This window comes from Thioalkalivibrio sp. ALMg11 (genome assembly GCF_000377905.1).
GTDB lineage: Bacteria > Pseudomonadota > Gammaproteobacteria > Ectothiorhodospirales > Ectothiorhodospiraceae > Thioalkalivibrio.
The window spans coordinates 413,448-426,764 of record NZ_KB898874.1; the positions used below are offsets into that span (position 1 = coordinate 413,448).

The 13,317-nt window shown below is 59.0% G+C and carries 11 protein-coding genes and 2 pseudogenes; all 13 read right to left on the bottom strand.

Annotated features, from left to right (window positions below; translation table 11 throughout):
* Positions 1 to 8 precede the first annotated feature (8 nt).
* A complete protein-coding gene (locus D578_RS0109445) occupies positions 9 to 560 on the bottom strand; it encodes a hypothetical protein (RefSeq protein ID WP_018949721.1) in 552 nt (183 codons plus the stop codon).
* Positions 560 to 868 carry a DUF1778 domain-containing protein gene (locus D578_RS0109450; RefSeq protein ID WP_026289281.1) on the bottom strand — a complete coding sequence of 103 codons (309 nt, stop codon included), beginning with the start codon at positions 866 to 868 and terminating at the stop codon, positions 560 to 562. The genes D578_RS0109445 and D578_RS0109450 overlap by 1 nt, the downstream gene beginning before the upstream one ends.
* A gap of 254 nt (positions 869 to 1,122) precedes the next feature.
* On the bottom strand, positions 1,123 to 1,731 hold the full coding sequence (locus D578_RS0109455) for a sugar transferase (RefSeq protein WP_018949723.1): 609 nt from the start codon (positions 1,729 to 1,731) through the stop codon (positions 1,123 to 1,125).
* A gap of 240 nt (positions 1,732 to 1,971) precedes the next feature.
* Positions 1,972 to 2,398, bottom strand: a pseudogene (locus D578_RS14885) (NAD-dependent epimerase/dehydratase family protein); the annotation flags it as partial.
* A gap of 120 nt (positions 2,399 to 2,518) precedes the next feature.
* Entirely contained in the window at positions 2,519 to 3,769 is a 1,251-nt protein-coding gene (locus tag D578_RS0109465) for a glycosyltransferase family 4 protein (RefSeq protein WP_026289282.1), read from the bottom strand.
* Positions 3,741 to 4,889, bottom strand: a complete 1,149-nt coding sequence (gene wecB / locus D578_RS0109470) for a non-hydrolyzing UDP-N-acetylglucosamine 2-epimerase (protein ID WP_018949726.1) — start codon at positions 4,887 to 4,889, stop codon at positions 3,741 to 3,743. Before wecB ends, D578_RS0109465 begins: the two co-directional genes overlap by 29 nt.
* A complete protein-coding gene (locus D578_RS0109475; protein ID WP_018949727.1) occupies positions 4,886 to 6,022 on the bottom strand; it encodes an NAD-dependent epimerase/dehydratase family protein in 1,137 nt (378 codons plus the stop codon). Before D578_RS0109475 ends, wecB begins: the two co-directional genes overlap by 4 nt.
* The gene (locus tag D578_RS0109480; protein ID WP_051076335.1) at positions 6,022 to 7,077 is read right to left on the bottom strand and encodes an SDR family NAD(P)-dependent oxidoreductase; all 1,056 of its coding nucleotides are present in this window, start codon (positions 7,075 to 7,077) and stop codon (positions 6,022 to 6,024) included. Before D578_RS0109480 ends, D578_RS0109475 begins: the two co-directional genes overlap by 1 nt.
* Positions 7,078 to 7,080: 3 nt before the next feature.
* Positions 7,081 to 8,253, bottom strand: coding sequence for a glycosyltransferase family 4 protein (locus tag D578_RS14890; protein ID WP_018949729.1), 1,173 nt, complete (start codon positions 8,251 to 8,253; stop codon positions 7,081 to 7,083).
* Positions 8,253 to 8,846 (bottom strand): glycosyltransferase, encoded by a 594-nt coding sequence (locus D578_RS16060; RefSeq protein ID WP_196800680.1) that lies wholly within the window; start codon positions 8,844 to 8,846, stop codon positions 8,253 to 8,255. The genes D578_RS14890 and D578_RS16060 overlap by 1 nt, the downstream gene beginning before the upstream one ends.
* Before the next feature lie 541 nt (positions 8,847 to 9,387).
* On the bottom strand, positions 9,388 to 10,722 hold the full coding sequence (locus tag D578_RS0109495) for a hypothetical protein (RefSeq protein WP_155996778.1): 1,335 nt from the start codon (positions 10,720 to 10,722) through the stop codon (positions 9,388 to 9,390).
* Positions 10,723 to 10,945: 223 nt separating this feature from the next.
* Positions 10,946 to 12,172: a glycosyltransferase family 4 protein gene (locus tag D578_RS15490; RefSeq protein ID WP_081617351.1), complete on the bottom strand. Its 1,227-nt coding sequence runs from the start codon at positions 12,170 to 12,172 to the stop codon at positions 10,946 to 10,948.
* A 414-nt stretch (positions 12,173 to 12,586) separates the two neighbouring features.
* Positions 12,587 to 13,272: pseudogene (locus tag D578_RS14900) on the bottom strand (transposase).
* Between the last annotated feature and the right edge of the window lie 45 nt (positions 13,273 to 13,317).

Sequence of the window (13,317 nt, forward strand, 5' to 3'; positions counted from 1 at the left end):
CCCTTTCTCTAACCTGCTTCATCCACAAGCCGCTTCACAGTTCCAACCGGCAGGAAAAGCCGCCGCGGATTGGAAGGAAGCGGGGTAAACCCATACCCCTCGTATAGCGTCTGCCGTCGCGCCACCCGCTCCGGGTCACCACAATCCAGAACGTCGAGCATCACGACCGCAATACCGATCTGGTCGGCCGCGCGGGCGATGCGCGTCAGGGCATCGACAAGCAGATCGCCACCATAACCGCTCCCGCGATAACGCTCGTCGCGACCCATCATCGAAATGAACGCGGCGGGTATCGAACCGTGCGCGGGGCGGGTTCGGGCGTAGTGTGCAGGCAGCGCCTCGTAGCACACGGCGTGGGCATTGAGCGTGTAGAACCCGGCAACCGCGCCATCGGGCGCTGCCATGACATACAACCGGACGTTGCCGGCTTTCGCCAGCTTGTTCGCAGTGTGGTGGAAATAGTTGTCGACGGCGGTAACGCCGCAGCGGAATCCCTTCCGATCGTGCCGCTCGGGATCGAACGGCTCAATGACGAAGGGCCGTTCAACGGCCCCCGACACTACCCGGAAACCGTCCGCGCGCGACTGCGCCGAGCGGCCTCGCGCAACGCTTCCGTCGGCTCCGGCGGCTCGTCCAGGGCCGCGAAAAACGCCGCGTGGTCCTCGGCACTCAGCACCGTGCGCTCATGGGTGGCGATCGTCGCCAGAGCCGCGTGATAGGCCGCATTGATCACGAACGACGAATCATCCATGCCGGCCAGCGATGCTGCCCGGTGGATCGCCTGCTTAATCCGGGGACGGGTCCGGAAGTGCATCCGGGCGTCATTACGCTCGTCCCCTTCGTTAGGCTGCTCATTGACCGGATTCATCGCGACTCCCTCGCGCATATTGATCTCGGCTCAAGTGTACGCCCGACAAGCGTACAAACCAATGCATCCGACAAAGAGGCCAGCCCCCTCCCCACACCCCCGTAGGAGGCCAGCCCTCTGGCCGATCGGGCCGTTCCAACGCCCATCGCCAAGAGGCTCGGCTCCTACACGTCCGGAATCCACACCCCCGTAGGAGCCCAGCCCCCTGGGCGATCAGAGCCGAACCAGCCCCATCGCTCAAAGGCGCCACGCCCCTACCGGAACGCGGTACGCCAGATATACCCAAGATCCTTCCGCAACGACCACTGCTGCACATACTCGCGGTTGATCCGCACCTTGTCGGGAAAGATCACCTCCCGGTTGTACCGCTCGGGGTCGTCCACCCCCGCCAGCAGCGTCTCCTCGTCACGGTATTTCAGCGTGGCCGGCCCGGTAATACCCGGGCGCACCGTCAGGATCACGCGATCCTCCCCCTCCAGTGCATCGGCATACCCCGGCACATCCGGCCGCGGCCCGACAAAGCTCATCTGCCCCAACAGCACATTGATCAGCTGTGGCAGCTCGTCGATCTTGGCCCGCCGAAATAAACGCCCCAGCGGCGTAATGCGCGGATCGTGCCCGGTCGTCACCGTCGTATCCAGCCCGGTTCCCACGCGCATGGTGCGGATTTTGATTACCCGGAACACCCGCCCGTTGCGCCCCACCCGCTGCTGGGTAAAAAACCCGTTCGCGCGCGTATCCACCGTCGCCGCCAGCCACGCCAGCGCAATCAGCCAGAACGTCAGCGCCAGCCCCACGGCTGCCCCAAACACGTCAAAGCCGCGCTTCAGCGCGGCCTGCCCGGTACTCAAACCTTCCTGCATCGAACAAACAATCCTTGGAATCAATTCCGTGGTTGACTCGACCCCGTCAGTTGCAAGCACGGGGACGCCCTACCCCACCTCCAGCACCGGCGTTTCCGGCCGCCCCGGCGGGAACTCGATCAGCAGATAATCGTTCGGCAGATCCGCCACGATCTCGAACTTCGCCACCGCCTCGTGAGAACGCAACGAAGCCGGATTATCCCGGCTGATCGTCGAGCGCGCCCGCAGGCCCGCCTTCGAGGCCTGCAGCCCATCCTTCGCCTCACGCTTGGACACACCGTAAAGGTCCTCCGGCGCCGGCGTATCCGCCTCGCGGAACGGCCGACCCGTCGGAGTCTCCTCGCCGTTCACCTTCACCGAGCTGACAAACACGAACCGGCGCACCCCGGCCTCAGCCGCCTGGCGCGCCAGCCGCAGCGTGCCTCGCACACCCTCCCGGAACGCCTCCAGCGGATCCCCCTCCGGCTCATCCATCACATGCACCCGTGCCGCCGCATGCACCACCGCCTCCACGCCCTGCAGCGCGCCGCTCCAGTCCGCGTGTCGGGGCCAAGCGATGGCGTCACTGCCTGCTCCACACCCTCCGGCACCGAGACACTACGACGACAGTCCGCTACCGGAACCCGGCGACCCTCCTCGCCAGCCTTGCGACCACGGCACCGCCCACAAAGCCCGTCGCACCTGTCAGCAGAACCTTTCCCATTGCCACTCTCGAGAGTTCATGTTTTGAGCCTGCCACTTGGCAGCCGGCTCCTGCGTCGCTGCCAACCCACGAGAACGCACCTTCCTATGCGTTCCTCGTCCCCTCGACGACCATGTCTGACCAGCGCCGCAAGATTTTCTCCTCCGAGAACTCGCTCTCGAATACACGCGAAGCATTCTTCTTCATCTCCGCCTTCCATTTGGAATCGTCGGCGAGGGACGCAAGCAACGCTGCCAACCGGTCCGAGTCGCCCGGCGGCACACTGAAGCCGCATCTCTGGTCCCGGATTTGCCTCGCCAGATCACTCTCGTCTTCCACCGCAGCAATGATGGGGCAGCCTTGCTCAAGGTATGCCATGGTCTTGCTTGGGTAGGCGTAACGGTACATCTCTGGAATCAAACTCACGAACCCAATATCCGCCCGCCGCATCGCGGCCTTCGCGGTCTCGACTGGGTGGGTACCCAAAAAACGCACCTTCGCCCCACTCCGTTTTGCCTGGGCTTCGAGTTCGCTCCTCGCCACACCGTCGCCCATCAGCAGGAGCTCGATGTCCGTTCGCTCAGTCAACTTTTCCATGGCCTCGACAATCGTCTGCAAGCCCTGGAAGCGCCCCAGGTTTCCGGCGTAAATCACGGTTAACCGGTCCGAGCCCATCTCTTCCGGGCTGCCCGCCCCCCCATCATCCGGTAGCGGAAAGTTATTCAGCACTTCTACCCGGAACCGATCGCCGCCAGCCCTCCCCCGCAGTGTTTTCTCCATATCGCGGGAGAGCACCACGACCGGATCCGCCTGCCGACAACTCCAGCTATCCAGTTTTCGGAGCGTTTTAAAGACCAGCGGCTGAGAAAACTCGCCGGAAATCCTTCCAATCTCCGGATGAATATCCATGGCGTGATAAATAAAGCGGGCTCCCGAGAGTCTCGCCGCAAGCGCTGCGGAAAAGCCTCCCAGAATAGGCGGCACGGTCGAAATCACGATCACGTCGTAACGTCGCGTGAGGACTCGGTATAACAGCGACGTTCCGAGCCGGAGGGCATTAAGGATCCGGACGACCGGACGGCCGATCTCCGTTGGAAGGTTCAGCCTCTCAACGGTAACGTCATCAATGACATCCCGCTTCGGACGTCGTTCATTAGAGGCCGTGGCCCGGTAGGATGGCTGAGAAGACAAAACATGGACCTGGTGCCCCTCCTGCCTCAAATGCGCTGCGATTCGCCGAAGCAACGAAGCGCAGGGAGGAGTGTCCGGCCAGTAATAACGATGGACGACAAGAATGCGGAGGGGGGGGGCTCCTCCGCCAGCCCCGTTAGCCCCAGTCATAGCGGCTGAACTCATCCATGTTGCGCCAGCGGTTTGCCAGCTTGGCCGTACCGGTGATCAGTCGAACGACGCGTTCGGAGGTGTTGCGAACCAGGTACTCTTCCGGGGTCTCGCGCTCAGCACCCGAAAACGTTTCGCGGGCCGCCGTCGCGATGCGTACGCCATCCACGAGCACGTCCCGGTCCAGCCCGGTCAGCGCAATGGCGCCCGTATCCAGTGCCTCCGGGCGTTCGATTGATCGCCGCAGCGTGACCGCGGGGAACCCGAGGATCGAGGATTCCTCGCTAATGGTGCCACTGTCGGAAATCGCGCAGAAGGCGTTCATCTGCAGGTGGTTGTAATCGAGGAATCCGAACGGCTTGAGATACCGGATCGCATCACTGTCCTCGGCAAGCCCGAGCTTTTCCAGGCGATTGCGCGTCCGAGGATGCGTGGAGACCACGACTGGATAGCCAAACGTGTCATGCAGCGCCTGGAGGCCTCCAACCACCTCCTTCAAGTTCTCGCGACTGTCCACGTTCTCCTCGCGGTGAACACTCACGATGAAGTAGCGCCCCGCCTCCAGACCCAGGGTTTCCAACGCCTTCGACTGCTGGATCCGCGGCAGCATGTGCTCCAGCACCTCGCGCATGGGCGAGCCGGTCAAATAGATGAAGCGATGGGACAGCCCCTCGCTGATCAGATGGCGGCGGGCGTGCTCGGTGTACACCAGATTGAAATCCGCCAGATGGTCCACCATCTTGCGGTTGATCTCTTCCGGTACGTTCGCATCAAAGCAGCGGTTCCCGGCCTCCATGTGGTAGGTCGGGGTCTTCATCCGCTTGGCCATCAGCGTGGCGATCGCGCTGTTCGTGTCGCCCAGAACCAGCACCGCATCCGGCCGTTCCTCCAGCAGCACCGCCTCGGTCTTGATCAATATCTCCCCAAGGCTGCGCCCCAGCGACGACGTGTCCACGTCAAGAAAATGATCCGGTCGCCGCACGCCGAGCTCGTCAAAGAACACATCGTTCAGCTCGTAGTCGTAATTCTGCCCGGTGTGGACGATCTTGTGTTCAACAAACTGATCCAGCGCCGCCATCACGCGGGACAGCCGAATAATCTCCGGGCGGGTGCCCAGAATGGTCATAACCTTCATGATTCTTCCCTGGCGCCGAGTACCGGATCGGCATAGGTGTCCGGGTTATCCGGGTCAAAGAGTTCGTGGCTCCAGAACAGGGTCAGCAACGGCCGATCCCCGATGTTCTCGATGCTGTGAGTGTGCAGCGTCGGCATATCCACCGCCGCCGGCGCGTCGCCGGATACGCGGTATTCCAAGATATCGTCGCCTAGCACAGGACGCATCCGAATCACCGCCTCGCCTTCCAGCACGAGGAAGCGCTCCACCTTCCGCAGGTGAAAGTGATCCCCTCGGCTCACACCCGGTTCGGTCCAGCTCAGGAACGTCTGTCCGCCGCACCCACCCTTGACCGCCTCGAACAGGGTGCCCCGCGCATCGGCATTGACCTTCAGCGGACGCGGAAAACCATCCGGATAAAGTGCCGAACGGTAGCTGTTGAACAGTGCGAGGTCGAACGGATCGGTCAGGTCCGGGTAGATGTTCGCTTGCCAGCCCGCATGGAACGTCTGGATCCGTTCCAGCAGGTCGGGAACCCGCACTAGCCGCGCTTCAGGCTCCAGACGCCCGGTCACGCCATCAGTCACTGCGGCAATCGCCGCTTCCACCGCTTCGCCCGCGTGCAGCAGCTCCACCACGCCATCGGGGTTCACCTCGGGGCTCTCGCCCCGAATCACCGCGTCGATGAACGTGGCCGTCACATTGTTGTAGTTCGGCCGCGCCCGTTCCCCGAAGATGTGGGGCAGCACCAGATCGGTAAACCGCGTGCTCCCAGCAGCAAGAATTCCCCCCGCCCGGCGCTTCGACCGCCCGTAAGGCGTATCAGCACCCGCATGCACCGAGTTCGCATACACGATATGCGGGTCCTCCGCCACATCCCTGCAGGCATCCAGCAACGCCTCGGCGATGGCCGGGTTCCCCCGCTCGAGCTCGTCATCCGGTGCTCGGTTCACCCCCGCGAAATGCAGCACCCCGGCCGCCCCGCGCACCGCCTCGCGAAGGCGTGCCGCATCCGAAAAGCCCGCGCGATTGAGCACCACCAGCTCGAATGGCTCCACCTCGCCACGAAATCGCGCCGCTGCGTTGCGCGCGTGGATACGCGCGGCCGCGTGCCAGCCAAGCAGCCCACCGCCACCCGTAACAACGATCTTCATCACCGCGCCCGCACCCAGGCATCCAGTTCGGCGCGGATCTCCGGCAGCGAAAGCAGAAGCTCCTTCCCCCCCGCAACATCCAGGCGCTCCGTATTGTGCGAGTGATAATCCTCATGGTGCACCGTTTCCTGGTCGCCCTCGCTGAAGAACGCCTGATAGTTCAGGTCGCGCCGATCCATACTGATACGGTAGTAGTCGCCCATGTCCTCGCTGTAGGCGAGCTCATGCGCCGTAGCAAGCGTCTCGTACAGCTTCTCGCCGTGACGCCAGCCAATCGTCTCCACCGGATGGTCCGGCACCTCGAACAGCTCTTTGAGCCCCTGTACCAGGTCCGCCACCGTCGAGGCCGGTGCCTTACGGATGAAGAGATCGCCCTGCTCGGCATGATCAAACGCGTAATGGACCAGATCAACGGATGCCGAAAGCGGCATCAGGAAGCGCGTCATGGTCGGCTCCGTAACCGTGATCGGCTTGCCTGCACGGATCTGGCGAACAAACAGCGGAATTACAGAACCACGGGAGTACATCACATTGCCGTACCGCACCATCGACACCGTCGTCTCTTCTTCCGGATCCATGGACCGCGCGACACTCTGGGCAACCTTTTCCATCATCGCCTTCGACATGCCCATGGCATTGACCGGCGCCACCGCCTTGTCCGTCGACAGGCACACGACGCTGCGTACCCCGGCATCCACCGCCGACCGCACCACATTCTCCGACCCAAGTATATTCGTCCGCACCGCCTCCACGGGAAAGAACTCACAGGAAGGCACCTGCTTGAGCGCCGCCGCGTGAAACACGCTGTCGACCCCCTTCATCGCCCGGTCGACACTCTCCCGGTCGCGGATATCCCCTAAGTAAAACCGCACACGCGCATCACCCAGCTCGTTACGCAGCGCGTCCTGCTTCTCCTCGTCGCGGCTGAGGATACGGACCTCCCCTGCTTGCTTTTCGAGCAGATCCTGAACCATCGTTCTCCCGAACGACCCCGTTCCACCCGTAATCAAAACCTTTCTTGCGGCCACCCACCTACCTCCTGTTCTCTCGCACATGCTTTATCCATTTCCCGCTTCGATCACACGTCGGAACATCTCCCGATGGGCGGCCACGTCGTCTCGATCATTCCAGTGCTTCACTACAGCGGCATGGGTATCCAGCCGAATCTGCGTCCTTTCTTCTGGGGGCATCTCGCCAAAGCGTTCAATCACCTCGACAAACTGCTCCCTTTGATCTAGCGCAAAGTCGAACCCTAACCCCTGATCACGAAGCCCACGCCACGGAGTCTGATCCGAGATCAGAACCGGGGTCCCCACCCCAAGTGCTTCCGCTATGACATGCCCGAAATTCTCCCCGCGAGTAGGAAGAAAAAAAAGGTCGTTTGCGCGCATTGCCGCCGGAACCTGCCGCGGTGTCAGCGCACCGTGATAGTGCGCACTGACATGTGCAGGCAGACGAGCGATCTTTTCCTGGCAGCGGACCCAATATCCCTGATCTTCCGCCGGCCCGTATATATTAAACGTCACCGGAACGCGTACTTCACGAAGCACATCTAACGCATATTCCAGATTCTTCTTCGGCGATATACGCGACAAAAATGCCACGTGAAACCCTGCATCCTCATTACGATCCCCAAACCGACCAAGCGCCGCGGGCGGACTTGAAAGATTCGATGCCACATACACCTTCTCCACACGCGCCCGTATGACTCGACGAATATCCCCAGATTCATAACTGCTGGATGCGTGCCAGAATAATCCGGGCAAAATCCCCACCGCTCTAGCCACCTGCACATAGCTACGTTTCTTGAAGCGCTTCAGGGCAAGCGCCCCCTCGGAAAACTCGCCTCGCGGCGCAATCAGAATCCGCTGTTTCGACAGCAGCCCAAGCCTCCTGCCTACCAGCGGCGCGATCGAACCCCACGGCGAGAAAAAACTATTGAGGTACAACAGATCATGTTCAACATCGGCGATGGCTCGGCAGACATCGCGAATTCCGCGCTCAGCGGGGCCAAGGTAACGCACACGCGCTTTGCCGACATCCTGCCATTTCCCTTTCCTTATATCCGGATAAGATTCCGAGTCTCCCAAATCGCGATCTGACGTAAGAATAAAGAATTCAAACTCCGCCCCGAGGCTATTCACGAGATTCAGAACACTTCGGAGCGGCCCGCCCGCCCTGAAACCCGGGAGGTAATGCCCCGTAACTACGAGGATCCGCGGCTTGTCCATCACTTGACCTCATCCATCCCGGCCAATTTTCCACCGCTCCATTGCCATGGCGGTCCCGGCCGAGATCCACCTTCTCGTTGATACGCCAAGATCTCCATCAAATAGCGTGCCCCCGCGCGATCACCCAAGCCCCCCCCCCACTTTGCGATAGCCTCACGGCGCTGGCGAGACAGCCGTCCCTGTCCCTTAACACTCGCTAACACCTCGGCCAGCCCCGTTTTATCACCCTTACGAAATACACCTCCAACACCGCTGGCCTCGACGACTTCAGACGCTCCACACGCATCCGAACAAACGGCCGGCGTGCCCACCATCAACGCCTCCGATACCACCGCCCCCCAACCGTCGTGATCGCTAGGAAGAACCAAGCAGTCGGAGTCGGCCATAAAGCTTGGCACTTCCTCCATCCTTCGAGTCCCCATGAACCTGACACAACCCGGAATCTCCTCCTCTGCCTGCCGTTTCAGAGAAGATTCCAAGGGTCCCGACCCAACCACGATCAATTCCACATCACTCAGCATCGCAACCGCGGATACCAAAATATCAACCCGTTTTCGTTCAATGAGTTGACCTACATAGATAAAACGGAACACTGCCTCCGCTCCCCCTTGCCGCTTCACCGGTACCGGTACGCGATACGGCAAAAAATATGAAAACGGGTATATCCGATTCTGTGGCATCCCCCGCGCACTGATCCAACCCGGAGTCCCTTTGCCGATCGCCAAAACCGCCGAAATCTCTCCTTGTTTACGCCAGAATAACGTGCGGTAGAGAGCTCGGCGTACCAAGCCCCGCCACCCTCGTCCATCCACCGTCTCCATTATCACCACTAGAAAGGAGCCACGCCGCGCCAGCATCCTTTCCGCCACCGACACTAGGCCGTTCGCCCGCAATCCCTGACACAGATGACTACTCCCAGGCGGTGCGCTCCCCACCGCACGCTCCACGTCGTTCGAATTCCGGACCCGCAACAACCGGGCGTTCCCAAGCTCGGGTACAATCCAACCTTGAGCCCTTCGATCCTCTGACAAGCTCTCCTCCGCCACATAGGTAACCGATATCCCTTCATGAGCCAACGCTCTAGCGAGCCCAGCCATATGCGGAGAGATTGTTTTTTGCCAAAACCAAATTGAATCATCCAAAACAATCGCCCCTTCGCCGAATCCGGCCCGCCGCATATGCCCAGCCAAACAACACCAGCATCAGTAAGCCATTACCACCAGCAGCGAACATGAACGCCTCCCCCAGGTTAATCAGGAGAAAACACAACACAACCGCAAGCGGCGCTAGACCTCCATGGGAAGACCCAATAATCAACATCAACACCCAAATGCCCACAAGCACCGCCCCAACGATCCCCAACTCCTCCAAAACGGCTAACGGCGCCAGACCCTTTTCAACTGGTGCATTTACCGGAATTCCAAGAAACCCTAAACGGTCGACTCCCATCTGCTCCGGATTCGATGCTATTCCGAAGCCAATCCCCGATAAAGGGCCCTGTCGAATATTCTCGATCATTGTGTCCATCAAGAACCCCCTAGAGGCCATATACTGATTTATGACCCCGCCTTGCTGCGAGGCATATTGATTCAAGAACTCCTGCCACACTGAGGAGACTATCGGAATGAAGAGAATCCCGCCAACCAATAAACTCATAAGCCCTATTAATACACGGGCGTCCGTTAGCCCGAAAAAAAACCTCCGAGCCGTCAACCGACTAAACACAAGTCCAACAGCGGCAGCAGCAAGTAGCCCCAGAACCATGGCGACCCCAGCGGTTCGCGCGCCGGACAGGAAGACCATACCAATAGCGGAAAGCGCCACCAAGACAAGCCAAGCACGAGCCTCACCCTGTCCAATGATACGAGAGGCCGCCCACACGCCCAAGATCGCCATAACTGGCCCTAAAGTCTGCGAATGGGTCATGGCACCCTGAAAAACATGCTGGTGCCTAAAATACCCGACCGGATGAAACATCAACGCTACGCTGACCACCAGAAGCGTGACAAGAACTGCGAACACCCATCTAGCGGTCTGCTCCCGCTCCAGGATCGACATATTCATCCAAGCAGAAAATGACGCAGCAGCGGCAGTTACCCACAAGGTTGCTTTCAGAAACGAAACATCTGGAATTGAGCTAAAAAACGCCGAGTGGAACCCGAGAAAGAGCGCCAAGATAAACAAAATGAGCGACATTCGACTAATTTTATAGGCGCTTTCCCAGAACCTAGTGTGAATCATGACAGACACAAACGCGGAGAGAACCACGATACTACGCCCAACCCCACCGAACGCAGGATCGCCCAGCGTGATACCGGGGTTGATCATCGTGAACATCCACGAAAAAACAAGGGCTTGAATTACCTGCGGCAGACCGAGAAAAGCATACCCAGCTAACAGAATATAACTTACGTCAGCTGCATGGCCGCCCGAAAAACGCAACGAAATTACGAGCGATACGAAAACCATCGACACTGTCAACGCCCTTCGACCAAGCGAAGGATCTGGAAATCTGCGGACCTCTATTCTTCCCCTAGACACGTTGGCTTCCAGCCATATTATCCGGGCTCGAATCCAATCGACCAGAAAACCTAGACCGCCAAACTCTTATCACCTTACGACTGAAGAAGCTTCCCGGTTTTCGCACTCTCAACACGATTTCCACTAACCACATTATTAATCCAGCCTCTTCCTAACTTGTCCGATGACCACCATGCATCAATTGTGTGTACAGCTGTGTATAACGTTCCGCATTACGCTCCCAAGTAAAGAATGCCGCATGCTGCCGCGCTGACGACGCAATCCTTTCCCGGAGAGCTGGATTCTCGATTACCCTAAGTATGAGATCCGCCAACCCCTGGGAGTCCTGTGCATCCACCAGAAACCCCGTTTCAGCGTGCACGACAGACTCTTCGGCGCCGGCACCCTTACACCCTATAGCAGGCACACCTCTCGCCATCGCCTCCAAGTAAACAATTCCGAATGCCTCGCCCCAGCTAGGCAGCACGAAAAGATCTCCGCTCGCCACAACAGACATCGCCGCCTCGTAACTAAGATGCCCTAAGAAATGAACATTGTTTTCTAGCCCCAACTTATCAGTTAGCGCCTGAAGCTTCGCCCGATCTGGCCCATCGCCCACATGGAGGTAAACCCACCTTTCTCTGCCAATCGCTGCATTGACCCTTGAAAGCGCTTTAAGATTAATCTCCAGCCCTTTCCAATTGACCATTCTCGCAACTGATACAATGATAAATTTGCCACGATATCGGTCGGCAATTTCAGCGACAATGGACGGCACAGCCGTGTCGGAGTCATGACCGTTCTGAATCTTCGTAATCCGCGCGCCTTCCACCCCGAGATTTAATAAGTGCTCCCTCAAAGGTTCGCCAACAATAATTATACGATCAATATTGTTCATAGCTGAAGCCGATATCTTGTTCAAGGTAGCCCCGGAGCTCCGAAAATCAATATTGTGCGATATTCCGTGCGACGTCAAAACCACCGAAACGCGAAACATTTTTTTTGCTGCAGGAGCTAGAATTAAATAACCGCGGTCACCATGGAAATGTATGATTTGAACATTCCATTTTACTTTATAATAGAGAATCACTGGGAGCATGAATGCCGCGAAAAGTAATTCGTTCAAAAGATTGCGGAGTACAATTAATTTTGTGCCGCCCATGGGGACACCAAGAAATGTCGGCGACACAAACGCAAATGGCTTTGGAGTACACTTTTCTAGCCATATTTTTTTTGATCGGAATGCGTTATGAGGAGCGAGAACAATTAGCTTACAGAACTTACTTCGGGCGGAAATTTGCTGAACCAACTGGGTCGCACTATTTTGATTCTTGCGACTCGGCCACAAAGAAGCAATACACAAGACTACATTTTTATCCATTTTTTGGCTTGAAATCATCTAGGCGGTATCTGTTATGGTGCATGCCAACTAAATCGGTGGGGAGAGTTGCATGGGGGCTATAACAACTCTCTGCTTTCTCCGGATTCAGATGGACTTACTCGGGAAGTCGGAATCCGCGGAGGTCGCCCGCCCAGCGTTCGGAGCGTGCGGCGTCCGCACTAAAACCCAAGACGGTAGCAAACAGGGACCGATTGACGTTCTTAGGCACACACGGCACTGAGCTCGATGTACCGTATGCAGGCCGGAAGGCACGTCGCCGTTTGCACTGGGCTGGACCCTGTAGCGCCCTTTCCATGGGGTCCTGGCGGTCAATGCCTTCATTATACGGCCCCTGTTCCGGCAACCGCTGAGCTCGAGCCCCGCAACGAGTGCACATGGTTTGATATCGAAAACGGGGACAGATTTATTTTCTCACGCCCGGCGTGATGACGGGCGGCCAGGTCGGCGGCGCTCAATGCGGCAGCCGATGATCTGTTCCACCGCGTCCACGAACCGCTGGTTGCCCGTGAGCTGGCCGCGCTGCAGGGCCTCGCGCACCAGCGACAGCTCCTGCTCCGGTACGCCCTGCTCCACGAAGCGGGTATAGCGTGCACGCCGATCGGATTCGTTGTCTGCCAGGTCCAAGTACGCCGGGTCCAGATCGATCCAACGATCCTCCTCGCCGATACGCTGCCGGTAACTGGACCAGGCGTAGTCACCGGCTACTGGCACCATGCGCGCCCGCACCGGGTTCAGTTCGATGTACCGCGTACAGGTACCTCTCTAGTCTGCACCGGACTGGACTTATAACGGCCTTCCCACAAGGTTCCCGAACGCCCCTCGACGCGATTGCGATACCGCGTCGCACGGGCCGCTAACGCCTTCATCAGACGACCCATGGCGGCCACCTCCTCGCCGGGGCACAACAACAGATGCACGTGGTTCGTCATCAAGCAGTACGCATACACCCGGATGTCCAGCGCACTGCTCAGCTCCCGCAGATCCTCCAGGTACCGCTCGTAATCCTCGGCCCCGGCAAACACCACCTGCCGATTATGCCCGCGCTGCACCACATGGTGCGGCATATGCGGCAACACCACTCGCGCCATCCTTGGCATACCTTCTCTCCTGAATCACACCCGCCGCATCCCACCGCCTGAACT

Bases quoted from the DNA above. Each gene is read 5' to 3' on its own strand.
- D578_RS0109450 (WP_026289281.1), bottom strand. From the start codon at position 868: ATGAATCCGGTCAATGAGCAGCCTAACGAAGGGGACGAGCGTAATGAC.
- D578_RS0109455 (WP_018949723.1), bottom strand. From the start codon at position 1,731: ATGCAGGAAGGTTTGAGTACCGGGCAGGCCGCGCTGAAGCGCGGCTTT.
- D578_RS0109465 (WP_026289282.1), bottom strand. From the start codon at position 3,769: ATGAGTTCAGCCGCTATGACTGGGGCTAACGGGGCTGGCGGAGGAGCC.
- wecB (WP_018949726.1), bottom strand. From the start codon at position 4,889: ATGAAGGTTATGACCATTCTGGGCACCCGCCCGGAGATTATTCGGCTG.
- D578_RS0109475 (WP_018949727.1), bottom strand. From the start codon at position 6,022: ATGAAGATCGTTGTTACGGGTGGCGGTGGGCTGCTTGGCTGGCACGCG.
- D578_RS0109480 (WP_051076335.1), bottom strand. From the start codon at position 7,077: ATGTGCGAGAGAACAGGAGGTAGGTGGGTGGCCGCAAGAAAGGTTTTG.
- D578_RS14890 (WP_018949729.1), bottom strand. From the start codon at position 8,253: ATGGACAAGCCGCGGATCCTCGTAGTTACGGGGCATTACCTCCCGGGT.
- D578_RS0109495 (WP_155996778.1), bottom strand. From the start codon at position 10,722: ATGGTTTTCGTATCGCTCGTAATTTCGTTGCGTTTTTCGGGCGGCCAT.
- D578_RS15490 (WP_081617351.1), bottom strand. From the start codon at position 12,172: ATGATTTCAAGCCAAAAAATGGATAAAAATGTAGTCTTGTGTATTGCT.